The sequence below is a fragment of the Leifsonia sp. KNZ13-11D genome (assembly GCF_056754895.1).
Genome location: NZ_JBPGWU010000001.1, coordinates 220417 through 243640, shown reverse-complemented (window position 1 = coordinate 243640; position 23224 = coordinate 220417). Strand labels below are relative to the sequence as shown.

The 23224-nt window shown below is 70.1% G+C and carries 25 protein-coding genes; 13 read left to right on the top strand and 12 right to left on the bottom strand.

The window, feature by feature from the left end; translation table 11 throughout:
- Positions 1–61 precede the first annotated feature (61 nt).
- The 7 genes from ACR9Y5_RS01245 (at position 62) to ACR9Y5_RS01215 (ending at position 7333) form a co-directional block, all read left to right on the top strand.
- The gene (locus ACR9Y5_RS01245) at positions 62–1387 is read left to right on the top strand and encodes an ABC transporter substrate-binding protein (RefSeq protein ID WP_481296238.1); all 1326 of its coding nucleotides are present in this window, start codon (positions 62–64) and stop codon (positions 1385–1387) included.
- Between the two features lie 64 nt (positions 1388–1451).
- Positions 1452–2525, top strand: coding sequence for a carbohydrate ABC transporter permease (locus ACR9Y5_RS01240; protein WP_481296237.1), 1074 nt, complete (start codon positions 1452–1454; stop codon positions 2523–2525).
- A complete protein-coding gene (locus tag ACR9Y5_RS01235) occupies positions 2522–3388 on the top strand; it encodes a carbohydrate ABC transporter permease (protein ID WP_481296236.1) in 867 nt (288 codons plus the stop codon). The genes ACR9Y5_RS01240 and ACR9Y5_RS01235 overlap by 4 nt, the downstream gene beginning before the upstream one ends.
- A 2-nt stretch (positions 3389–3390) precedes the next feature.
- Positions 3391–4851 carry a GH1 family beta-glucosidase gene (locus ACR9Y5_RS01230; protein WP_481296235.1) on the top strand — a complete coding sequence of 487 codons (1461 nt, stop codon included), beginning with the start codon at positions 3391–3393 and terminating at the stop codon, positions 4849–4851.
- 35 nt (positions 4852–4886) lie between these two features.
- Complete coding sequence (locus ACR9Y5_RS01225) at positions 4887–5909, top strand: LacI family DNA-binding transcriptional regulator (RefSeq protein WP_481296234.1); 1023 nt, start codon at positions 4887–4889, stop codon at positions 5907–5909.
- Between the two features lie 159 nt (positions 5910–6068).
- On the top strand, positions 6069–6461 hold the full coding sequence (locus tag ACR9Y5_RS01220) for an SRPBCC family protein (RefSeq protein ID WP_481296233.1): 393 nt from the start codon (positions 6069–6071) through the stop codon (positions 6459–6461).
- An 8-nt stretch (positions 6462–6469) separates the two neighbouring features.
- Positions 6470–7333, top strand: coding sequence for an alpha/beta fold hydrolase (locus tag ACR9Y5_RS01215; protein ID WP_481296232.1), 864 nt, complete (start codon positions 6470–6472; stop codon positions 7331–7333).
- A 39-nt stretch (positions 7334–7372) separates the two neighbouring features.
- Here ACR9Y5_RS01215 and ACR9Y5_RS01210 read toward each other — a convergent pair whose 3' ends face one another.
- Positions 7373–8197: a phosphatase PAP2 family protein gene (locus ACR9Y5_RS01210; RefSeq protein WP_481296231.1), complete on the bottom strand. Its 825-nt coding sequence runs from the start codon at positions 8195–8197 to the stop codon at positions 7373–7375.
- Between the two features lie 106 nt (positions 8198–8303).
- Here ACR9Y5_RS01210 and ACR9Y5_RS01205 point away from each other — a divergent pair, with 106 nt between their 5' ends.
- Complete coding sequence (locus ACR9Y5_RS01205; RefSeq protein ID WP_481296230.1) at positions 8304–8747, top strand: SRPBCC family protein; 444 nt, start codon at positions 8304–8306, stop codon at positions 8745–8747.
- A 29-nt stretch (positions 8748–8776) separates the two neighbouring features.
- Here the strand turns inward: ACR9Y5_RS01205 and ACR9Y5_RS01200 are convergent, their stop codons facing one another.
- Positions 8777–9664: a DNA-methyltransferase gene (locus tag ACR9Y5_RS01200; protein ID WP_481296229.1), complete on the bottom strand. Its 888-nt coding sequence runs from the start codon at positions 9662–9664 to the stop codon at positions 8777–8779.
- A gap of 31 nt (positions 9665–9695) precedes the next feature.
- Between ACR9Y5_RS01200 and ACR9Y5_RS01195 the strand changes: the two genes are divergently transcribed.
- The gene (locus ACR9Y5_RS01195; protein WP_481296228.1) at positions 9696–10583 is read left to right on the top strand and encodes a hypothetical protein; all 888 of its coding nucleotides are present in this window, start codon (positions 9696–9698) and stop codon (positions 10581–10583) included.
- 13 nt (positions 10584–10596) lie between these two features.
- Here ACR9Y5_RS01195 and ACR9Y5_RS01190 read toward each other — a convergent pair whose 3' ends face one another.
- Positions 10597–11073 (bottom strand): ATP-dependent zinc protease family protein, encoded by a 477-nt coding sequence (locus tag ACR9Y5_RS01190; RefSeq protein ID WP_310132217.1) that lies wholly within the window; start codon positions 11071–11073, stop codon positions 10597–10599.
- A 26-nt stretch (positions 11074–11099) separates the two neighbouring features.
- Here ACR9Y5_RS01190 and rimK point away from each other — a divergent pair, with 26 nt between their 5' ends.
- Positions 11100–12299: a 30S ribosomal protein S6--L-glutamate ligase gene (gene rimK, locus ACR9Y5_RS01185; RefSeq protein WP_481296227.1), complete on the top strand. Its 1200-nt coding sequence runs from the start codon at positions 11100–11102 to the stop codon at positions 12297–12299.
- Here the strand turns inward: rimK and ACR9Y5_RS01180 are convergent.
- Together ACR9Y5_RS01180 and ACR9Y5_RS01175 are read right to left on the bottom strand one after the other, a co-directional pair.
- Positions 12286–13233, bottom strand: coding sequence for a PrsW family intramembrane metalloprotease (locus ACR9Y5_RS01180; protein ID WP_481296226.1), 948 nt, complete (start codon positions 13231–13233; stop codon positions 12286–12288). The genes rimK and ACR9Y5_RS01180 overlap by 14 nt on opposite strands.
- A 282-nt stretch (positions 13234–13515) precedes the next feature.
- Entirely contained in the window at positions 13516–14079 is a 564-nt protein-coding gene (locus ACR9Y5_RS01175; RefSeq protein ID WP_481296225.1) for a TetR/AcrR family transcriptional regulator, read from the bottom strand.
- A 106-nt stretch (positions 14080–14185) separates the two neighbouring features.
- Here ACR9Y5_RS01175 and ACR9Y5_RS01170 point away from each other — a divergent pair, with 106 nt between their 5' ends.
- A complete protein-coding gene (locus ACR9Y5_RS01170; RefSeq protein WP_481296224.1) occupies positions 14186–15100 on the top strand; it encodes an SDR family oxidoreductase in 915 nt (304 codons plus the stop codon).
- 288 nt (positions 15101–15388) lie between these two features.
- Here the strand turns inward: ACR9Y5_RS01170 and gadC are convergent, their stop codons facing one another.
- From gadC to ACR9Y5_RS01135, 7 genes are all read right to left on the bottom strand, one after another.
- Positions 15389–17050: a glutamate/gamma-aminobutyrate antiporter GadC gene (gene gadC, locus ACR9Y5_RS01165; RefSeq protein WP_481296223.1), complete on the bottom strand. Its 1662-nt coding sequence runs from the start codon at positions 17048–17050 to the stop codon at positions 15389–15391.
- A gap of 54 nt (positions 17051–17104) precedes the next feature.
- The gene (gad, locus tag ACR9Y5_RS01160; RefSeq protein ID WP_481296222.1) at positions 17105–18538 is read right to left on the bottom strand and encodes a glutamate decarboxylase; all 1434 of its coding nucleotides are present in this window, start codon (positions 18536–18538) and stop codon (positions 17105–17107) included.
- A 142-nt stretch (positions 18539–18680) separates the two neighbouring features.
- Positions 18681–19064, bottom strand: coding sequence for an META domain-containing protein (locus tag ACR9Y5_RS01155; RefSeq protein ID WP_481296221.1), 384 nt, complete (start codon positions 19062–19064; stop codon positions 18681–18683).
- Between the two features lie 68 nt (positions 19065–19132).
- A complete protein-coding gene (locus ACR9Y5_RS01150; RefSeq protein ID WP_481296220.1) occupies positions 19133–19840 on the bottom strand; it encodes an esterase/lipase family protein in 708 nt (235 codons plus the stop codon).
- Positions 19837–20622: an alpha/beta fold hydrolase gene (locus ACR9Y5_RS01145; protein ID WP_481296219.1), complete on the bottom strand. Its 786-nt coding sequence runs from the start codon at positions 20620–20622 to the stop codon at positions 19837–19839. The genes ACR9Y5_RS01150 and ACR9Y5_RS01145 overlap by 4 nt, the downstream gene beginning before the upstream one ends.
- 96 nt (positions 20623–20718) lie before the next feature.
- A complete protein-coding gene (locus ACR9Y5_RS01140) occupies positions 20719–21498 on the bottom strand; it encodes an SDR family NAD(P)-dependent oxidoreductase (RefSeq protein WP_481296218.1) in 780 nt (259 codons plus the stop codon).
- On the bottom strand, positions 21495–22145 hold the full coding sequence (locus ACR9Y5_RS01135) for a peroxiredoxin-like family protein (protein ID WP_481296217.1): 651 nt from the start codon (positions 22143–22145) through the stop codon (positions 21495–21497). The genes ACR9Y5_RS01140 and ACR9Y5_RS01135 overlap by 4 nt, the downstream gene beginning before the upstream one ends.
- 141 nt (positions 22146–22286) lie before the next feature.
- Here ACR9Y5_RS01135 and ACR9Y5_RS01130 point away from each other — a divergent pair, with 141 nt between their 5' ends.
- Both ACR9Y5_RS01130 and ACR9Y5_RS01125 read left to right on the top strand, forming a co-directional pair.
- Complete coding sequence (locus tag ACR9Y5_RS01130; protein WP_481296216.1) at positions 22287–22808, top strand: CGNR zinc finger domain-containing protein; 522 nt, start codon at positions 22287–22289, stop codon at positions 22806–22808.
- Entirely contained in the window at positions 22809–23204 is a 396-nt protein-coding gene (locus ACR9Y5_RS01125) for a DUF4406 domain-containing protein (RefSeq protein ID WP_481296215.1), read from the top strand.
- The last annotated feature ends 20 nt before the right edge of the window (positions 23205–23224 follow it).

The window sequence follows — 23224 nt, the reverse complement described above, 5'->3', positions numbered from 1 at the left end:
TGCGATGAGAGCGCTCTCAGCGCACAGACGCACACAGACACCACGCACAAAGGAGTGACCCGTGAAGCTTTCACGACGCACCAGGATCACTGCGGCCGTCGCCGGCGCAGCATCCTTCGCCCTCATCGCAGCCGGATGCTCGTCGAGCGGCAGCGGCAGCGGATCCAGCTCGGACCCGATCACGCTGACCGTCACGACGTTCGGCACGATGGGCTTCGACAAGCTCTACGCGCAGTACGAGAAAGAGCACCCGAACATCACCATCAAGGCCACCAACATCGACACGGGCGACAACGCGCTCACCGACTGGCAGACGAAGCAGGCGGCCGGAAGCGGCCTCCCCGACGTCCAGGCGGTCGAGGAGGGCTGGCTCAGCAAGGTCATGCAGGTCTCCGACCAGTTCACCGACCTGAAGTCCTACGGCGCGAACGACATCAAGGATCGCTGGGTCGGCTGGAAGCTGAACCAGGCCACCGACAAGAACGGCCGCATCATCGGCTACGGCACCGACATCGGACCGGAGGGCCTCTGCTACAACGGCAAGCTCTTCGCCGCGGCCGGCCTGCCGAGCGACCGCGAGTCCGTCGCCAAGCTGTTCGGCGGCGACAACGCCACCTGGGACGACTTCTTCACGGTCGGCGAGCAGTACCACGCCGCCACGGGCAAGCCCTGGTACGACCAGTCCGGCTTCATCTGGAACGCCATGGTGAACCAGCAGGAGGAGGGCTACTACACCAAGGACGGCAAGCTCAACATCACGGACAACAGCGACCTCAAGGCCCTGTGGTCCAAGCTCGCCGACGGCGCGGCCGCCGGTCTCTCCTCCAACCAGACCCAGTGGGACTGGGGCAAGGGCAAGGCGTTCACCGACGGATCCTTCGCCACGTTCGTCTGCCCGGGCTGGATGCTCGGCGTCGTGCAGGGGCAGGTCAAGGCGGGCGGCGGCGACGCCGCCACCGGCTGGGACTTCGCCAACGTCTTCCCGGGCGGCGCGGCCAACTGGGGCGGATCGTTCCTGACGGTTCCGACCCAGTCGAAGCACCCGAAGGAGGCCGCGGCCCTCGCCGCCTGGCTGACCACCGCCAAGTCGCAGGTCCAGACCTTCCAGGCCGCGGGCACGTTCCCGTCGGTGACGGCGGCGCAGACCGACCCCGGTGTGACCGGTGAGAGCGACCTGACGAAGTTCTTCAACAACGCCCCCGTCGGCCAGATCCTCGGCGAGCGCGCGAAGGGAGTCGTCGCCCAGTACAAGGGACCGGACGACTCGGTCATCCAGTCGCAGGTGTTCGGCCCGTCCGTGCAGCAGCTCGACTCCGGCAAGGCGAACGGCGACCAGGCGTGGGACAACGCCATGAAGCTGCTCGACCAGCTGGTCGTCAACAAGTAACGAATCCGCACCCGGGCCCCCGCCGCTACTGGCGGCGGGGGCCCGCACCACGGGGAGAACCGCCATGACCACCACCGCAACCACCGCGCGCGACGACGCCGCGACCACCGCGTCCGCGTCGCCGCCCCGGCGCGCCGGACGCGGCGACCTGACCGCCAAGCAGCGGCTCAGCCGCTTCGACGTGAAGGCGTCGCCGTACTTCTACGTGGCGCCGTTCTTCATCCTCTTCGGGCTCGTCGGCCTCTTCCCGCTCATCTACACGTTCGTCGTCTCGCTGAACAACTGGAACCTGCTCACCGGCCCGGGCGAGTGGGTCGGCTTCAAGAACTACGCGGCCGAGCTGACCGATCCGTTCTTCTGGAACTCGCTCTTCAACACGATCAGCATCTTCCTGCTCTCCGCCATCCCGCAGCTGGTCGCCGCCGTGTTCATCGCCGCGATCCTCGACCAGAACCTGCGGGCCAAGACCTTCTGGCGGATGAGCGTGCTGCTGCCCTACGTCGTCACCCCCGTCGCGGTGACGCTGATCTTCTCCAGCGCGTTCGACGAGAAGTACGGGCTGATCAACAACATCATCCAGGCGCTCGGGCTCGACCCTGTGATGTGGAAGACCGAGACCTTCCCGTCGCACGTCGCCATCGCCACCATGGTCAACTGGCGCTGGACGGGCTACAACGCCCTCATCCTGCTCGCCGCGATGCAGGCGGTTCCGCGTGACATCCACGAGTCCGCCGCGCTCGACGGAGCCGGCTCGTTCCGCCGCTTCTTCTCGATCACGCTGCCCAGCATCCGGCCGACCATGATCTTCGTCATCATCACGGCGACGATCGGCGGCCTCCAGATCTTCACCGAGCCCAAGCTGTTCAACCCGTCGAGCGCGGTCCCGGGCGGCCCGCAGCGGCAGTACCAGACGACTGTGCTCTACCTCTGGGACATGGCGTTCAACCGCCAGAACTTCGGGAAGGCGTCCGCGATCGCGTGGCTGCTCTTCCTTTTGATCGTGATCTTCGGGGTGATCAACTTCCTGATCTCGCGGCGGATCGCCTCCACCGAGACCCGGCTGCATCACAGACGGACAGCCAGACGACTGCAGGCCTCGCGCATCCTGGCCGCAGCGAGCGAGGAGAAGAACCTGTGACCGCCACGGCACGCGACACCCGCCCGCCGAAACGCCGCGCCCTCGGCATCGACCGGCGCCCCGGCTTCCTGACCTACGGCATCCTGCTCGCCATCTTCCTCGGCGGCGCGTACCCCCTCTGGTGGTCGTTCGTCGCCGGATCCAGCAACAGCACGGTGCTCACCTCGACCTGGCCGCCGCTGCTGCCGGGCGGACAGTTCTGGACCAACATCGGCCAGGTGCTCGACACCGTGCCGTTCTGGCAGGCGCTCGCCAACTCGATCATCGTCGCCAGCGTGATCACCGCATCCGTCGTCGCGTTCTCGACGCTCGCCGGCTATGCCTTCGCGAAGCTGCGGTTCCGCGGACGCGAGGGGCTGATGGTCTTCGTCGTCGCGACGCTCGCCGTCCCGACCCAGCTCGGCATCATCCCCCTGTTCATGGTGATGAAGCAGTTCGGGTGGACGGGGACGCTCGGCGCGGTCATCGTCCCGACCCTGGTCACCGCGTTCGGCGTCTTCTTCATGCGGCAGTACCTCGTGGACGTCATCCCCGAGGAGCTGATCGAAGCGGCGCGCGTCGACGGCGCGAGCATGATCCGCACCTTCTGGCACGTCGGCGTCCCCGCCGCGCGACCGGCCATGGCGATCCTCGGCCTGTTCACGTTCATGACCGCGTGGACGGACTACCTCTGGCCGCTGCTCGTCGCGCCCCAGAACCCGACACTGCAGGTGGCGCTCAGCCAGCTGCAGTCGGCGAAGTACGTCGACTACTCGATCGTGCTCGCCGGAGCCGTGCTCGCCACCATCCCCCTGCTGATCCTCTTCGTGCTCGCCGGCCGGCAGCTGGTCTCCGGCATCATGGCCGGCGCAGTGAAAGGTTGAGAATGAACCGCACCTGGCCCGACGGCTTCCTCTGGGGATCGGCCACGGCCGCCGCGCAGATCGAAGGCGCCGCCCACGAGGACGGCAAGGAGGACTCGATCTGGGATGCGTTCGCCCGCGTCCCCGGCGCGATCGCTGGCGGAGACACTCCGGAGACGGCGATCGACCACTATCACCGGATGCCGCAGGATGTGGCGCTCATGGCGTCCCTCGGCCTCCAGTCGTACCGCTTCTCCACGTCGTGGGCACGGGTGAAGCCGGGCGACCGGGTCGTGAACCCGGCGGGTCTGGCGTTCTACGACCGGCTGGTCGACGAACTGCTCACCGCCGGCATCCTGCCGTGGCTGACGCTCTACCACTGGGATCTGCCGCAGGCGCTCGAGGAGAGGGGTGGATGGGCGCACCGCGACACCGCGTACCGTTTCCGCGACTACGCGGTCGCCGTGTACGAGGCGCTCGGCGACCGGGTGGACCACTGGACCACCTTCAACGAGCCGCTGTGCTCGTCGCTGATCGGGTACGCGGGCGGCGAGCACGCGCCGGGGCGGCAAGAGCCGCGTGCGGCGCTGGCGGCCCTGCACCACCAGCACCTCGCCCACGGGCTCGCCGCGGCGGCGATCCGCTCGCTCGCGTCCGGGAACGGCCGCGCGGACGATCTCCGGCTCGGCATCACGCTGAACCTGACCACCGCGGTGCCGAACGACCCGGCCGATGAGCTCGACCTCGACGCCGCGCGCCGGATCGACGGGCTCTGGAACCGCATGTACCTCGAGCCGCTGCTGCTCGGCGCCTACCCGTCGGACGTACTGGAGGATGTGCGGGAGCACCGCTTCGACGAGCTGGTGCACGCCGGCGACCTGGACGTGATCGCGGCGCCGCTCGACTTCCTCGGCGTGAACCACTACCACGACGACAACGTGAGCGGACATCCACTGGGCCCGGACGAGCCCGCACCCGTCGTGCCGACCGGCCGGGCCACCTCGTCGCCGTTCGTGGGCAGCGAGTTCGTCAGGTTCCCGTCGCGTCGCCTGCCCGCCACGGCGATGGGCTGGGAGGTCAACCCGAAGGGCCTCCATGCCCTGCTCGTGCGGCTCACCCGGGACTACCCGGCGCTGCCCCCGCTGTACATCACCGAGAACGGCGCCGCCTACGACGATGTCGTCTCGGACGACGGCCGCGTACACGACCGCGAACGCGAGGCGTACATCCTCGCCCACATCGACGCGGTCGGCCGGGCCATCGACGACGGCGCGGACGTGCGCGGCTACTTCGTGTGGTCGCTGCTCGACAACTTCGAGTGGGCGTGGGGGTACGCGAAGCGGTTCGGCATCATCCGGGTCGACTACGAGACGCAGGAGCGGACGGTGAAGGACTCGGGCCTCGCGTTCGCGCGGATCATCGCGGGAGCCCGGGCCGATGACGCCGTGGCGGAGGTGGAGGAGGCCGCCGGGTCGCGCGTCTAGCCGTCTAGCATGGACCAAAGCGACGAGGAGACCGGATGAGCACGGAGCAGATGCCCGGCCGGGTGGTTCCCACCCTGGAGGCCGTCGCCGCGCGTGCCGGCGTCTCCCGCGCCACGGTCTCGCGCGTGGTCAACGGCTCGCCCAAGGTCACCGCCGAGGTGGTGGCCGCGGTCGAACGCGCGATCGCCGACCTCAACTACGTGCCCAACCGCGCGGCCCGCTCGCTGGCCTCGCGGCGCACCCAGGTGATCGCGCTGGTGCTCCCGGAGTCGACGGCGAAGGTCTTCGCCGACCCGTTCTTCGCATCCATCGTGCAGGGCGTCGCACTGACCCTCGCCGACACCGAGTACACGCTCAACATGGTCATCTCGTCGGAGACGAACCCCGACAAGACCCGGCGCTACCTGATGGGCGGCAACGTGGACGGCGCGCTCGTCGTCTCGCACCACTCGGGCGACCACTCGTACGCGCAGCTCGGCGCATCCCTCCCCCTGGTCTTCGGCGGACGACCGGTCAGCGAGAGCGAGCACTCGTCGTACTACGTGGATGTGGACAACGTGGCCGGCGCCCGGGTCGCCACCCAGCACTTGATCGACCGGGGACGCCGCGACATCGCGCTGATCACCGGCCCGCAGGACATGCCCGCCGGCCTCGACCGGTACACCGGGTGGAAGCAGGCGATGGCGCAGGCGGGACTCGACACGTCGCTGGTCGCCTACGGCGACTTCTCCCCGGCGTCCGGCTCGGAGGCGATGCGCCGGCTGCTCGCCGACGGCCGCCGCATCGACGGACTGTTCGCGGCGAACGACCAGATGGCGGCCGGGGCGTTCTCGGCGATCCACGAGGCGGGCTTGAGCATCCCGGGCGACATCGCTGTGGTCGGGTACGACGACGACAACTTCGGCCTCATGTCGACGCCGCCGCTGACCACCGTGCATCAGCCGTCGATCGGCCTCGGCGAGGCGATGGCCCGCGTGATGGTGCGCCTCCTCGCCAGCGAGCCGGTCGACCGCGTCACCCTGCTCCCCACCGAGCTCGTGGTGCGCCAGAGCTCCTGAGCGCTCCCGCCCCGCCATCGAGTCCTCACTTTGTGCACGCTGTTGCGGCGTGTCGCGTGTACTCAGTGAGGACTCGATGGAGGGAGGCGGGGGTCACCACTCGAGCATCGGGACCGCCGAGAAGCTTGCGCACCGAGGAGCCGGGCGTACCGTCGCGACATGCCCACCTACACCGCAACGCGCCCGCTCGAGGGCGACGCCGACGAATACTTCGACTACATCGCCGATCCGGAGAACCTGCCCGCCTACTTCCCGCGCGTGACGGAGGCCCACGAGCTGCCCGACGGCAAGGTGGAGACGACCGCACACGTGGACGCCGACCAGGACGGGACGGAGGAGACCGTCACCTCGGAGGCCGCGTTCGACGTCGACCGCGCCGCGCGGGAGATCACATGGTCGGCACCCGGTCCGCACGACTACCACGGGTCCCTCAAGCTCACCGACGACGGCGTCGAGCTGACGATCCACACCACGCAGGACTTCGACGGGATGCAGCAGGCGCTCGACGGATCCCTCGCGAAGATCGCCGAGAACCTGCGCACCAAGGCCTGAGCTCCGCCGTGTTCGACGGCTTCGAGATCGCGGACATCGACGTCGGCGACATGCGCCTCCACGTCCGGCAGGGCGGTGAGGGGCGCCCGCTGGTGCTGCTGCACGGTCACCCGCGCACCGGTGCGACCTGGCATCGGGTGGCTCCGCTGCTCGTGGAGCGCGGCTTCCGCGTGATCGTGCCCGACCTTCGCGGATACGGACGCTCGACCGCGCCGCCGCCCCGGCCCGACCACGCGCAGGCGTCGAAGCGGGCGATGGCCGGCGACATCCTCGCGCTCATGCAGAGCCTCGGCCACGATCGGTTCGACGTGGTCGGGCACGACAGGGGCAGCTACGTCGCGTTCCGGCTGGCGATGGACCATCCCGGGGCGGTGCGCCGCGCGGCGTTGCTCGACTGCATCCCGATCGTCGAGCACCTCGACCGGATCACGCCGGAGTTCGCCACCGCGTGGTACCACTGGTTCTTCTTCGCCCAGCCGGAGACGCCCGAGCGGGTGATCACGGCAGACCCGGACGCCTGGTACCGCGGCGACCCGGACGCCATGGGCCGGGAGAACTTCGACGAGCGACGGGAGGCCATCCACCGCCCAGAGGTCGTGCGCGCCATGCTGGAGGACTACCGCGCCGGGCTCACGGTCGACCGGGCCGACGAAGAGGCGGACCGGGCCGCCGGCCGGCGCGTGACCGTCCCGCTGCTGGTGCTCTGGTCGCTGCACGACGACCTCGAGCAGCTCTTCGGCGACCCGCTGGGGGTCTGGCGCAGCTGGGCGACCGACGTGCGCGGGAGCGGTATCGAATCCGGGCACCATATGGCCGAGGAGGCGCCGCGCCCGCTGGTGGATGCACTCGGAGCGTTCTTCGCGGAGGAGTGACGGCGTCGATCCCGTCGGGGACCCACGCCGTTCGGCGGTTCACGCCAGCCGGCGGTACAGCCGGTTGCCGAGCGCGGCGAGCACGAATCCGGTCGCCACGATCGCCGCGACCCCGCCCGCATAGGCGATGAACAGGTGCTCCGTGCCGGACTGGGTCGAGAAGTAGGTGACCAGCAGCGCCACGATCGACCCGACCAGGCAGACGGCGCCCACCCACATCAGCGGCCAGAGCTTGCTGCGCACCGGCGGCTCGGCGCCGGGGAGGCGCAGCCAGGCGAGCACGATTCCGGCGATGCAGCCCCAGAACGCGACGACCAGCATCCCCGCGACCACGTCGCTCGGGCGGTGCCACTGCTCGACGAGGGTGGATGCGCCCGCCGCGATCGTGAAAAGAGACCCGACGACCGCCGCGAGGGGACGGAACCGCGGGGACGCCAGGAGGAAGACGACGAGCGCCGCCGAGGCGGCGACCGCGGTGTGACCGGAGGGGAGGGAGTTGGCGAGCCCCGCATCCACGCCCTTCTCGGGCCGCGACAGGACGGTGTACTTCAGCACCTGCGTGCTGACGTTGGCACCGACGGCCGCCCCGACCGCGACAGCGAACACCAGCCAGTTGCGGCGCACGAGAACGATCGCCACCGCGACGACGGCGCCGATGACGACCGAGGCGACCGGGAGCGCGTCGAGGAACGTGTGCGCGAACTCGATCACGCCGCCCTTCCACGCGTCCGCACCGGCGAACGCGCGCTCGTCGATCACCTGCCCGATGTAACTGCGCACGAAGATCAGGTAGACGGCCGCGAACAGGGCAGCAGAGACGAGTGCACCCCAGAGGAAGGGGAGGGCGCGCAGGCTCGATCGCATAGTGCATCCACCCTTCCACACGGGACTCTGAGATTTCCGGACGAACGCCGAAACAGGGGCATAACTCCGCTGCTCCGTGGGCTGTGAGGAGATGTAGACCTGACGCATGAGACGCATCACGAACACCATCGACATCGCCGCTCCGGCGCACGACGTGTATCTCGCCCTCCGCACCCTCGAGGCGTATCCGCGCTGGCTGCGCCCGTCGCTCGTCTACCGGCGCACGCGCACCGCGGACCGGTCTGCCGCCGATCCGGCCCGCTCGTACGAGGACAGCACCACGGTCGGCCGCATGCCCGGAGAGCTGCTCGACGACATCCCCGACCACGCCCTGCACTTCCACCAGGCGACCCGCTCGGGTTCCCTCGACGCCGATATCCGCTACGACGTGGACGCGGTGGCCGGTACGCCCGCGACACGGGTCACCCGGGTCGGCGAGCTGAGCACGCGCGGCGTCTTCCGGATGATGCAGCCGGTGCTGATCCGGATGGCCTCGGCCGAGAGCGCGCGGACCATGCGGGCGCTGAAAGCCCACGTCGAACGCGGCTGACACATCCTGCCGCGCCTGTGGACGGCGCGTCAGTCGACGAAGCGCACCGCGGGCTCGCATCCGGCGAGACGCTCGCGCATGACCTCGATCGCGGCCGGGTTGCTGTCCACGAGCAGGAAGCGGCGTCCCAGTGCGGAGGCGACCGCGCCCGTCGTCCCGCTGCCTGCGAAGAAGTCGAGCACCCAGTCCCCTTCCCGGCTCGACGCCTGCACGATCCGGCGCAGGACGCCCTCCGGCTTCTGGGTGGGATACCCGGTCTTCTCGCGGCCGGTCGGCGAGACGATGGTGTGCCACCAGACGTCCGTCGGGAGCTTGCCGAGCTGCGCCTTCTCGGGCGTTACCAGACCCGGAGCCATGTACGGCTCGCGATCCACCGCCTGAGAGTCGAAGTGGTACGCCGCAGGGTCCTTCACGTACACCAGGATCGTGTCGTGCTTGGCGGGCCACCGGTTCTTCGGCTTCGCGCCGTAGTCGTAGGCCCAGATGATCTCGTTGAGGAACGACGCGCGGCCGAACAGCGCGTCCAGCAGCACCTTCGCGTAGTGCGCCTCACGGTAGTCGAGGTGCAGGTACAGCGTGCCGTCGTCGGCCAGCACCCGCCAGGCCTCGATCAGCCGCGGCTCGAGGAACCCCCAGTAGTCCTCGAACCGGTCGTCGTAGCTGAGCAGGTCGCCCTTGATCCGCTCGTAGCTGCGGCCCTTGAAGCCGATGACGCTGCCCGCGCCGCCCTCCGACCGCACCGACGTGAGGGTCTGCCGCGCCTGCGGGCGCCCCGTGTTGAAGGGCGGGTCGAGGTAGATGAGCCCGAACGACGCGTCGGGGAGGCCGGCCAGCACCTCGAGGTTGTCGGCGTGCGCGACGGTGCTCGGCGCATCCGGATGCCACAGCGGTCGTGCTGACGGGACGGGCTGCGACATGCGTCCATTCTCGCAGCGGAGAGAATGGACTGTGCACAATCTCGGTCTGCTCTTCGACGTCGACGGTCCGCTCGCGAGCCCCGTCACCCGTACCATCGCCATCCGCAGCATCGTCACCGACCTCGTCGCGATGGCGGCGGCGGGGGTGCCGATCGCGTTCATCACCGGGCGGTCGGGCGACTTCATCCGCAATCAGGTGGTCACGCCGCTCTGCGATGCGGGACTGGGCGGGGCGCTCGACCAGCACGGCGCGCGCATGTTCGGCGTCTTCGAGAAGGGCGGCGCCTGGGCCCCGATCACCGGCGAGGGGATGGGCGACGTCACGGTGGACCGGAGCGTCGCGTTCCCGGAGGAGGCGGTGGATGCCGTGCGGCGCCTGGTGCGCGACCGGTTCGCCGACACGATGTTCTTCGACGAGACGAAGCGCGCCATGATCTCCGTGGAGCAGCGCACCGACGTGGACGCGGACACCTACCGCGAGGCGCAGGAGCGCTTCGAGGACGCGGCGTTCGACGTGCTGACCGGGCTCGGCGTCGGCCTGCGCTACGGCGAGCGCGTGTCGCCCGACACGGACGGCGCCGTGCCGTTCCGCATCGACCCGACCATCATCTCCACCGACATCGAGTCGGTGCTGCTCGACAAGGACCGCGGCGCACAGCGGGCGTTCGACTACTTCGCCGCCCGCGGCCCGCTCCCGCGGCGCTGGCGCTCGATCGGCGACTCCCGCAGCGACTACAAGATGGCCGACTTCGTGCACGACGCCGGCTACGAGGTCGCCCACGTGGATGTGCGGCCCGCCGACGGCGTGCTCGACCGTCCCTACGAGGTGATCACGATCGGCGACGCGGTGCACGACGACGCCGGTGCGGAGTTCCTGGCGCACTGGCGGCGCGAGCTGGGGCTCGACGCTGCGGTCTGACTCCCGGAGGCGGTCAGCCCAGCTCGCGCCCCCGGTTGCGGCGGCGCACCTCGCGGGGCGCGCGTCCGCCGAGGAAGGAGCGCGCCGGGTCCACCACGAAGCCCTGCCGCAGCGCCTCTCGGCCGACGAGCATCCGGAAGCCCATCTGGTCGCGGTTCGTGAGCGTCGTCTCGGCGCGCACCGAGCGTCCGGCGATCACCAGGTCGAGCAGCACGACGATGCGCTCCTCGGTATGACCGGACGAGCTGCGCACCACGCGCCGGTCGTGCACCGCGCACTCCGCGGTGACCGCATCCCGGTCGGAGTCCTGCCAGGGCTGCACCCGGAACCGCACCCGGTCGCCCGGCAGCTCCTCGATGTCGAAAGCGTGGAGGGACGAGCTGCGCGCCCCCGTGTCGACCTTCACCTTGATCCACGACACCCCGATGCCCGGCAGGCTCACCCACTCACGCCAGCCGACCGTGTCGGTGGTTGGATGGAGGTCGGCCATTCCCCCATCTTTGCAGGAGCCCTCCCGTGAAACTCGCCATCCTCTCGCGCGCCCCGCACGCGTACTCGACGCAGCGGCTGCGTTCGGCGGCCGAGAACCGGGGCCACACCGTGAAGGTGCTCAACACCCTGCGGTTCGCGATCGACCTGTCCGGCGAGGAGCCCGACCTGCAGTACCGCGGGCGGCTGCTCTCCGACTACGACGCCATCCTGCCCCGCATCGGCAACTCGATCACCTACTACGGCACGGCCGTGGTGCGGCAGTTCGAGCAGATGGACGTGTACACGCCCAACACGGCGAACGGCATCACGAACTCGCGGGACAAGCTGCGCGCCACGCAGATCCTCTCCCGTCACAACATCGGGATGCCGCGCACCGCGTTCGTGAACAGCCGCGCCGACGTGCGCATGGCGATCGAGCGGGTCGGCGGGGCGCCCGTCGTCATCAAGCTGCTGGAGGGCACCCAGGGCATCGGCGTCATCCTGGCGCCGGAGGCGAAGATCGCCGAGTCGATCATCGAGACGCTGCACTCGACCAAGCAGAACGTCCTCATCCAGAGCTTCATCGCCGAGAGCCGCGGGCGCGACATCCGCGCTCTGGTCGTCGGCGACCGGGTCGTCGCCGCGATGCGTCGCGTGGCGAGCGGCGACGAGTTCCGGTCCAACGTGCACCGCGGCGGCACGGTCGAGAAGGTGGCGCTGACGCCCGAGTTCGAGGAGGCCGCCGTCCGCTCCGCCCAGATCATGGGGCTGCGGGTCGCCGGCGTCGACATGCTCGAAGGCAAGGACGGCCCGCTGGTCATGGAGGTCAACTCCTCACCGGGTCTCGAGGGGATCGAGCGGGCGACCGGGCTCGACGTGGCGGGCGCGATCATCGACTTCATCGACAACCAGGTCGCGTTCCCCGAGATCGACGTGCGCCAGCGGCTCAGCGTCTCGACGGGCTACGGCGTCGCCGAGCTGCTCGTGCACTCCAACGCGGACCTCGTCGGCAAGTCGCTCCGCGACTCCGGCCTCGGCGACCGCGACATCTCGGTGCTCACGCTGCACCGCGGCACGTCCGTCATCCCGAACCCGCGCAGCGGCGTGGTGCTGGAGTCGGGCGACCGGCTGCTGTGCTTCGGCCGTCTGGAGGAGATGCGGTCGATGATCCCGGACCGCCGCAAGCGCCGCGCGAAGGTGCGGAAGCTGCCGAAGGAGGCGCAGGAGGCGCTCACCGAGGAGTGAGCGCCTGCCGCTCGGCGCGGTGCCGCTCGGCGCGGTGATAGTGCCGGAGGACCAGCCACAGCGTGAGGATGCCGCCCGCGGCCACCACGATCAGCACCACGATGTACAGGATGCTCGCCAGCGCCGTCACGGCGGACGCCGTCTGCGCGGTGAGCCCGCCCGCGGTGGTCAGCTCCGCCAGTGCGCGGCCGTTGACGATCAGCGCGATCACGGCGGCCAGGTCGCTCGCCGAATCCCAGAGCCCGTGCAGGACCGCCACGCCGAGGTACGTCACCACGATCCAGATGGAGAACCGGAACCGGTCACGACCGCGTGCGGCTCCGAACAGCACGGCGCCCAGCACCGCCGTCCACAGCACGTGCCCGACCGGCGCGAGGATGGCGCGCAGCACCTCCGTCTGCAGCAGCGAGACGAGGTCGATGCCCTGCGCGGTGATCGCCGCATTGAACGCATAGCCCGCGGACTCGAACGCCGCGAATCCGGCGCCGACGGTCGCGCCCAGCAGGGCGCCCTGCGTCGCGGTCTTCGGCACCACGCGCCACCCGATGACGATCAGGAGCACCGCCTTCACGAACTCCTCGATCAGTCCGACGAGCAGGTACATCCCCCACGACTGGTGCAGGTTCACCTCCAGCAAGGATGCGCCCAGCACGCCGAAGATGCCGCCGACGAAGAACGCCAGCACGAGCTGGAGGGCACTGACGCTGCCGGTCACCCGCTCGATCGCGAACAGCACGACGCAGAACGGCACCAGGAAGCTGCCGATGAGGATCAGCGTCGGCACCAGGTTGGTGTTGCCGGTGGTCGCGGTGACCACGATGGTCAGCACCCACAACGCGAACCCGGTCAGCAGGGTCTTCCACCACCAGCCGTGATGGTGGTGCGGGTGAGGCGCGGCGGCCGGGGTGGTGTCGGTCCAGGTCTCCGTCGCCATGCGATCCCTTCAGGCTGTCTGTGCGGTGCGTCTGCCGGCCATGATCCCACCCGGGGAGGGGTTGGCAAGCGGGTCGCTTGCCGGACCTGATCTCCCCGAGGAGCTCGGCAAGCGGGTCGCCGCGGGCGGCGTGGTCCGTGCGTCGGAGATTGCGCAAGGCTCGTCGGAGATCCGGCGGAAATCGGCCGCAATCTCCATTCGCAAGGCGTTGCGTCGGAGATTCTGGGCCACTTCTCCGACGAGAGGAGCGGGTGGGCCGGGCCCGGGCGGGGTGGATGCGCGTCAGCGCAGCGCGCGGAAGCGGGCGATGCCGTCGCGCACCAGCTCGGGCAGATCGAGCGGCTCGTCGGACGCCACCCAGCGCTCGAAGGCCAGGTGGAAGGCGGCCTGTGCGACCTGGGCGGCGAGCGAGGCCTCCACCGGGTCGACGCCGCGGTCCCGGAGGGCGCGGGCGGCGGCGGCGCCGACCGTTGCGAGCTTCAGCAGTTCGCGCTCCCGGAGGCTGGGATTCGCCGCGATCACGGCGGCGCGGCGACGTGGGAACTGCGGGTCCGGCTGGCTCTGCAGGATCCCGCCGGCCGCCTCGAAGCCGGCAGCGGCGGCATCCAGCGGGGAGGCCCCGGACGGGGCGGCGGCGATCGCGGTGAGCACGCCCTCTTGGAAGAGGTCCGAGCCCGCGAACAGCACCTCGCGCTTGTCGGCGAAGTAGCGGAAGAAGGTCCGCTCGGTCACACCTGCGCGGGCGGCGATGTCGGCCACCGTCGTCTGCTCGTACCCGGGGTCGCCGTAGAGCTCGATCGCGGCGCCCGCGAGGCGTTCACGAGCTCCCGGCTCCCAGCGTCCCATGCCACCAGTGTAGTGATGACAGCGCCTGACATGAGTGCTATCGTGATGTCAGTAAGTGACGTCACTAACTGACATCACTGAGTCGAAGCACCGAAGGGAGCGCATCATGCGCGTATTCGTCACAGGAGCATCCGGCTGGATCGGGTCCGCCGTCGTGCCAGAACTCATCGCAGCCGGGCACGAGGTCGTCGGCCTCGCCCGCTCCGACCGGTCGGCCGAGGCCGTCCGGGCTGCCGGAGCCGACGCCGTCCGGGGGGACCTCGACACGCTCGACGTCCTCGCGTCGACGGCAGCATCCTCGGACGCCGTGGTCCACCTGGCGTTCAAGCACGACTTCAGCGACTACGCCGCCTCCGGGCGCACGGAGCGTGCCGTCATGGAGACGTTCCTCGACACGCTGGATGGGACGGGCAAGCCGCTGCTGTTCGCGTCGGGGGTGGCGCTGCTCGCCCCCGGCCGCGTGGTGACGGAGGAGGACCGCTCCCCGTTCAGCGGACCCGACGCGCCGCGCGGCGGCGTCGAGCCCCTGGCGCTGGAATCCGTGGACCGCGGCATCCGCCCGGTGGCGCTGCGCTTCGCACCGACGGTCCACGGCGACGGCGACCACGGCTTCACGGCGGAGCTCGTTCGCGTCGCGCGGGCGACGGGCGTCGCCGGCTACGTGGGCGACGGGTCCAGCCGTTGGCCGGCGGTCCACCGGCGGGACGCGGGCCGCCTGGTCGCACTCGCTCTGGCCGACCCCGAAGCGGCGCGGATCGTGCACGCGGTGGCGGAGGAGGGCGTCCCCTCGCGAGCCATCGCCGAGGCGATCGGACGGGGCGCCGGCGTTCCCGTCGCCTCCATCGACCCGGCCGACGTGGAGGCGCACTTCGGCTGGATCGGCGCCTTCTTCGGGCTCGACATCCCGGCGTCGAGCGCGCTCACGCGGCAGCGCCTGGGCTGGGAACCCGCCGGCCCGACGCTCCTCGAGGACCTCGCCACGCCCTCCTACTTCGAGCGAGCGGCGGCGCCGACGCGCTGAGCGCGGGGCCGTGCCGGGCCTGTGCGTGCGACATCTGGCACACATCGCGGTTCTGACCGCCCGATAACCGACATCTGGCACACATCGCGCAACACCTCCTGCCTCACGGAGTCGCAAGCGCGAGCGACATTCGGCACGAATCACGTGTCGCGGCACCAGCGCCCCGGCGGCGCGCCCGAGCAGCGAACCGAGAGTGGATGCGCGAATCGGCGCCGAGTGGTGACGTACGGTCACCGCTCGGCGCCGACGGGCAGCGTCGCGGGCGCGGCGCCCGGGCGCAGGCTCCGGTCAGACCGGGCCGGCAGCGGGCCCGGGCCGCGGGGGCGCGGGCGGCGCGGGCGGCGTCGCCGGCGGCGCGGCTGACGCCCCGGGCGGCGCGGCGGTCTGGCCGGGGTTCACCAGCACGTCGTCGAAGGTCTCCTTCTCCGCCGGGGTCCGCTGATCCCAGGAGGGGTGCCGGATCGCGTAGAAGATCAGCGGCGGCACGCCCAGGATGACGACGACGACCGCCACCAGCAGCGGGTACGCCCACCCCGGAGCCCCCGCCGCGAAGCCCGCGGGCGGCACGAAGCCGAGCGCGAACGCCGCGAAGCAGGCGAGGAAGCCGACCGTTGCGATCAGGCCCATCGCCGGAGTGCGGTACGTGCGCACCACCTGCGGGTGCGTCCGCCGCAGGCGCATGGCGGCCGCGAACATGAACATGTACATGATCAGGTACAGCGCCGCAGCCATGTCCACCAGCAGGATGAACGCGGTGTTGATGTTCGGCACGAAGATGAACAGCGCCGCGAGCAGCGTCACCACGATGCCCTGCACGTTCAGGATGCCGACCTGCACACCTGCCTTGTTCCGTCGCTGCAGGAACACCGGCAGGTAGCCGGAGCGGGCCGCGGCGAGGAGGCCGCGGGAGGGCCCGGCGATCCAGGTCACGACCGAGGCGAACGCGCCGAGGGCGATCAGCAGCGAGATCAGCGGCACCGCCCAGTCCATCCCCCAGGCGTCGAAGTACGTCTTGAACGCGAGGTTGATGCCTGTGGTCAGCCCCAGCTCCGACGACGGCACCGCGACCGAGATCGCGATGGTCGGGAAGATGAAGATGCCCAGGATGAGGATGGACGAGATGAGCACCGTCTTCGGGTATCCGCTGCCGGGGTTCTTCAGGTCGTTCGCGTGCACGGCGTTCACCTCCATGCCCGCGTAGGCGAGCACGTTGGAGACGATGAGCACGATGGAGGCGATGCCCGTGAAGGGCGGGATGATGGCCGAGGCGGTCAGCGGCGTCTCGCTCGTATGGCCCGTCCCGAGCCAGATGACGCCGAACAGGATGAGCAGCACGCCCGGGAAGATCGTCCCCGCCAGGCCCGACCACGAGCCGACCTTCGCGAACAGGTTCCCGCCGCGCAGCGTGATGTACGTCGAGAACCAGTAGATGACCAGGATGACGACCGCCGTGTAGAAGCCGGAGTTCGCCAGGTTCGGGTCGAGGAACACGAAGGCCAGCGACGCCGCGATGAAGGCGATCTGAGTCGGATACCAGACCACGTTCTGCACCCATTGCAGCCAGATCGCCTGGAAGCCCCACCTCTCGCCGAAGGCCATCCGGACCCAGGTGAAGACGCCGCCCTTCCAGCCGGTCGCCAGCTCCGCCGCCACCAGTGCGACCGGGATCAGGAAGAAGATCGCCGGGATGATGAACAGCGTCACCGAGCCGAGGCCGAAACCCGCCATGGCGGGGAGGCTCCTCAGCGAGGCGACGGCGACCACCGTCAGCATCGCCAGCTGCGTCAGGCTCATGAACTTCGTCGCGGTGGTGCCCGGGGCACCGATGGCCGGCTTGTGCGGAACCGCGTCGAAAGGATGCGGCTTCACGTGGTCGGGGGAAGGCGCCGACGTTCCGTCAGCCCGTGTCTGCCGAGCCGCGGCCTCGCCGGGCTCGCTCGTTGCCGTCATGATTCGCTCCCCGCTCGTCGATGAAGGTGGTGGAAAGTGGTCGGTTGATGGGACTCAGTGGGTGAAGGACTGCACCTGGCCCTCGACGGGCATGGGCGCCTCGAGGCGGTCCAGGTAGTCGGCGGCCTCCCGGATGTCGACCACCAGCGACTCGGCCAGGTTGCGGCTGAGGCCGTTGCGCACGACGATGCGCTGCACCGTCAGGTCGGCGATGTCGTCCGGCATCGGGTAGGCCGGGATGAGCCAGCCCTTGAGGCGGAGCCGCTCGGACAGGTGGTAGAGGTTCCACTTGTCGGTGTGGCCCTTCTTCAGCTGCCAGGCGAAGACGGGGATGTCGGAGCCGTCGTTCCACAGCTCGAAGGCGGGCATCTTGGCGATCTCGCCGGAGAGGTAGAGGGCGACATCCTGCGACGCCTTCTGCACCCGGTAGTAGCCGTCCCACCCGAGGCGGAGGAACAGGTAGTACTGCAGCAGCACCTGCGCGCCCGGGCGCGAGAAGTTGAGCGCGAAGGTCGGCATGTGGCCGCCGAGGTAGGTCACGTCGAACACGAGGTCGGAAGGCAGGTCGTCGACCGTGCGCCAGACCACCCAGCCGAGCCCGGGGTACACCAGGCCGTACTTGTGGGCGGAGGTGCTGATCGAGACGACCCGGTCGACGCGGAAGTCCCACTCGAGGTCCTTCTGCAGGAACGGCGCGATCATCCCGCCGGAGGCGCCGTCGACGTGGATCTTGATGTCGAGTCCCGTGTCGGCCTGGATGCGGTCGAGAGCCTTCGAGATCTCCGCGACCGGTTCGTACATCCCGGTGTAGGTGACCCCCATGATCGCGACCACACCGATGGTGTTCTCGTCGACGTACTTCTCGAGGTCGTGGCCGTCGAGCACCTTGTGCTCGTCGCTGATCGGCACGTAGCGGGCTTCGACGTCCCAGTAGTTGCAGAACTTCTCCCAGCACACCTGGACGGCGCTCGACATGATGAGGTTCGGCCGGTCCGTCGGCTTGCCGGCGGCGCGCCGGGCCTGCTGCCAGCGCCGCTTCAGGGCGAGGCCGCCGAGCATGCACGCCTCGGACGAGCCGATGGTGGAGGTGCCGATCGCCTTCTCGGGGTCGGGTGCGTTCCACAGGCCGGCGATGATCTTCCAGCAGCGGGTCTCGATGGCGGCCGTCTGGGGGTACTCGTCCTTGTCGATCATGTTCTTGTCGGCGGACTCGGCGTACAGCCGGGCGGCGTGGTCGTCCATCCAGGTGCCCACGAACGTCGCCAGGTTGAGGCGCGCGTTACCGTCGAGCATCGACTCGTCGTGCACGATCTGGTACGCCGTCTCGGGCAGCGACTCGCTGTCCGGGATGCGGTCGACGGGCAGGTCGGTGTCCTCACCGGGACGGGCGAAGATCGGGTTCAGCTGGGTGCGGTCGTTGATGCCCGTGAAGGCGGTGCTGGGCGACGACGACGCGGCGGACTTCTCTCCGGGCTCTGCGATGGTCATGGGTTCGTTCACTCCTCGGCGGCACGTTCCCGGCTGGCGCGAGGTTCCCCCGGTCCGCCACCGCGTCGGCCGTGCCCTGGCCCGGCGTGGCACGGGACACGCTAATCACGCCCGTCGAGACCGCGAAAGACAGTGCCCGGATTCAGGACCCGGAACGCTTCAACGTGCCGATGGTGCTGCCGCCGGTGTCGAGGACGGTCATCGTGTCGCCCGTGACGTTGCCGGTCGCGGCCTTGCTCAGCCAGGTGTCGACTCCCTCGCAGTGCTTCATCGTGGAGGCGATCGCGCCGAAGGTGATCTCGTCGCCGTCGACCTGTCCCTGGCCGCTCAGCTGGTTGCAGCCGTCGCTCCCGGCGAACGTGCCGTCGTTCTGGATGTCGAGGTTCGGCTGCCCGGACGACGTCGACCCCCAGCGGCCGACCACGGCGGCGCCGCTCGGGGTGCCCGCGCACCCGGCGAGCAGCAGGACGGTGGCGGCGAGGACGGCCGCGGTGCGGGCCGCGGTGGTTCGGTGGTGCTGGAGCATGGTGCCTCCCGGCTGATCCCCTGTCGTTGCGCGAAGGGTAGCGCCGGGCGCCGGAGGAGCGACAGACGTCAGTCGGGCGGGAGGGCGGCGGGCGGGAGGTCGCCGAGCACCTCGTCCACGATGGCCAGGAGCTCCGGGCGGGCGAGGATGCGGAAGTGGCCGCCCACGTCCAGTTCGATGTTGCGTGCGCCGTCGAGCCGGCTTCCTGCGGGCACGTGCGGGTCGAACCAGCCCCAGACGGACACGATCTGCGCGTTGACCGCCCGGCTGAGCGCCAGCCGGACGATCCCGGGTGTGTCCGGCATCAGGGCCCGCACGCTGGGCAGCGGGATGAACCGCGCCAGCGACGAGCCCGCGTACGGCGTGGCGACGGTGACGGCGCTGCGGATGCGCGGCCCGGAGTCCGGCATGCCCATCAGGTACTTGGCGACGAGGCCGCCCTTGCTGTGGGCGACCACGACGACGTCCGTCAGGTCGCGCTCCTCGAGGTGACGGTTCACGAGAGCCGCCGCCTCCGGCACGGACATGCGGTTGTCCTCCAGGGCGGTGACGACGTGCACCGGGTGCCCGGCGGCGTGGATGTGCCGGGTCAGCGGGCGCAGGAACCGCCAGGTCTCGAAGATTCCGGGGAGCAGGACGACCGGGGCCTTCGAGCCCGCGCCGGCGACGAGCGCGTCGGGCGTGCTGCGGTCGAGCAGGGCACGCAGCTGGTAGCGACCGGCGTAGACGTAGTCGAGCACCACCACGCCGGCGCGCCGCAGCAGGGTGCGCTTCATCGGGTCGCGTCTCGTTCCGGCGCGGTATCGCTTCCCGGCGTCGCGACCAGGCTCGCGATGAGCTCGGCGGTGCGCCACGGCGCACCGTGCATCACGAGGTGGGCGACGCCCGGCACACGGGCGGCACGGCCCCCGGAACGCCCGGCGAGCGCATCCACCCAGTCGTCGCGGGCGATCGGATCGCGGGCGCCGCTCACCACGATGGTGGGGACGCGCACCCGCTCGACCTCCCGCTCGGTCTCGTAGCCGAGCATGGCCGGGAGCGTCGCCAGGTACCAGCGGACGCCGCAGCGCAGGTAGTCGCCGATGACGATGCGGTTGCCCCGGGCGTCCTCGCGCAGCGTGTCGAGGCCGAGGAGCGCACCGGCGCGGAGCGGGTTGCGGTCCTCCGGGGCCATCACGGGGCCGAGCAGCGCCAGGGCGCGGACGAGGCCGGGCCGCCGATCGGCCAGGCAGACGGCGACCTGCGTGCCCATCGAATGCCCGACGATGACCGCTTCGGACACGCTGAGACCGTCGAGCGCCAGCGCGACCGCGTCCGCGAACTCCTCGATCGAGAACCCGGCCTTCGGGCGCAACGAGCGCGCCTTGCCGAAGCCCGGCAGGTCGACCGCGATCACGCGCCCCTCCTCGGCGAGCGCCGGCACCAGCCGCTCGAAGTACCGCGAGCTCACCCCGATGCCGTGCACCAGGACGAAGACGGGCCCGGTGCCGCCGGCGGCCCCGGTGTCCACCGTGACCACGGCTGCGGGGGTCGGCAGGGGGTCTCGGTGGGCGCTCACCCTCCCACGGTACTCACCCGCGGCCACCCGGAGCCCGAAAACCCGACCGGCGGTGTGGCTGTGCCTCCTCCACGGCACTCGAGTTCTGGGCGCCGGTCAGGTCGGGTCGGTGACATCCCAGATCTGCCCGGTCTCCTCACGGTTCAGGTGTGCGACGAGTGCCCCAGCTGACACCTCGGGAGCGAGGAGGGTCCCGGAGGCGTGGTTGCCGACGAACCGGTCGTGCAAGGCCTGGCCGATCTGGTCCGGGTCCCGGGTGCGGATCCATTCCTGCATCGCGGTGTCCACCCCGCCTGGACGGTAGACGTTGATCGTGACGCCGGTGCCGGCGTATTCGGCGGCCATGCTGATCGTCTGGGCCTCCAACGCGGCTTTGGTTGCGGCATAGGTGCTGCCGGCGATCATCTGGGCAGGGTGGGCGACGATACCGCTGGACACGTTCACGATCCGGCCCCAGCCGTGCTCGACCATGCCGGACAGCAAGCCACCGGCCAGAAGGGTCGGGGCGAGTGTGTTCAGCCGGAAAGCGTCGAGCATGGCCGCAGCGGACCGGGTCGCGGTGGGTCCCAGTGGGGCGACCATGCCGGCATTGTTGATCAGGATGTCGACGTGGCCGACCGTCCGGTGCAGTTCGGGGATGAGGTCCTCGAGCTGCGTCACCTGGATCAGATCCGCGGGAATCACATGTGCGTGCGCGCCGGCGTCCTCGACCAGGCGGGCGGTGGCCTCCAACTGGTCGCCGGTGCGAGCGATGAGGACGACATCGCCCACCCCGGCGCGGGCGAGCGTGATCGCGGTGGCCCGGCCGATGCCGCGACCGGCGCCGGTGACGACGGCCGTCCGACCCGTCAGCACGCCCGTCCCCCCGGCGGTCACAGGCCCAGCTCCTCGATGGCGTGGAGGACCTGAGCCGGTTCGGTACGCGTCGAGTAGTCGGCGTGCACGTCGATCCACCGCAGCAGACCCGCCGCGTCGACGATCGCGACGGTCGGCATCGGCAGGTCGATCGTGCCGTCCGCGTTGACCGCCGTCAGGTCCAGTCCGTGCTCCAGCTGCAGTTCGCGGGCATCGCCGGAGGGGCGGGTCAGAACGCCGAGGCCGCGAGCGATCTGGTTGCCCGGGTCGGAGAGGACGGGGAAGTCGAGGTCGTGCTTCTCCTGCATCGTCAAGGACCCGTCCGGGTGCTGGGGGCTCACCGCCACCAACTGAATGAGCCGCTCGCTCAGCGCCGCCCCGAGCTCGTCCCGGTACACGCGTAGGGCGATGTTGCAGAACGGGCACCACGTTCCCCGATAGAGCACCACGACTGCAGATTCCCCATTGCGGATCGCGCTCAGCGTGGTGGGAGTGCCGTGCGCGCTCAGCAAAGGCGGGTCCGGGAAGACGCTGCCCGGCTTCGCGCCCGCAGTGACCGCCCTGGTGCGCAGTTCGGACCGTTCACGGCCGAACGCGTTGTCCGGATCGGCCACGGGAAGCTGGGCGACCGCATCCGCGATCGGTGTCATCTGCTCGATATCAGTCATGCGCTCACGGTAAACTACTATTGTTACCGTTAGCAATTTCGATGAGGGACCGTTCAGGTGCTGTCCCCGCTACGGTGGATCGAATACGGGAGGCATGCAGTGAACGCGGAACACCGACCCGCCTACGGAGAAGAACGCTCCGTGGCCCTGAGTGTGGTCAACACGCTGGTCACCGGATCCTCGGGCGAGTTCGATCAGGTCTCCGACGACGCCTCGCTGGAAGCCTGGCTGCACGTCCACGCGCTCCGTTCCCGGCCTGTGCGACAGGCTCCCTCGACGTGGTGGGCGGAGTTCACGGCTCTGCGTGCTGCCGTGCGGGAACTCCTCTCGGCGATCGGGACGAAATCCCCGTTGCCGGCCGATGCCCTGGACCGGGTCAATGAAGCGGCCGCCACCCCGGTCACCGTCTCGCTGGCCGGTAACCGCACCCTGCAGGTGGTCTCGGCGGGCGCCCCCTCTCCGATCGCAGCGATCGCGGTCGAGGCCATCCGTTTCCTCGCGTCCACCGACGCCGCCCTCGTGCGCACATGCGCTGCCGAGGACTGCGACCGCATGTTCCTCCAGGACCATCGCCGCCGGATCTGGTGTTCACCGCGATGCGGGGCGCGGATGCGGGCTCGGCGACTCGCCGCCCGCCGGTCGGCCAGTTCGGGCGGCCGGTGAATGCGGATCTATATCGCCGGACGAATGCGCGGCATACCGGAGTTCAACTTCCCCGCCTTCGACCACGCCGCCACCGTCTTACGCGCGCTGGGGCACGAGTGCTTCAACCCGGCGGATAACGACCGCGCCCTCGGCTTCGACGGTGCCGGGTGGAGCGGGCACGAAACCCTCAGCGAACGGAACTTCGACCTGCGGACAGCGTTCGCGGACGACCTGGACTTCATCGCCCGCACCGCAGACGCTGTCTGCGTCCTCCCAGGATGGCATCGATCCCGCGGTGCGTCCGCCGAGGTCGCTGTTGCTCACGCGCTCGGCCTCCCCGTCGCACCTCTGGACGCATTCGACGCAGAAGGGCCCGTCGGCCACCGGCTCGTGGCCGCGCCGCAGATCGGCTGATCGGCGACCGACGGACCGTT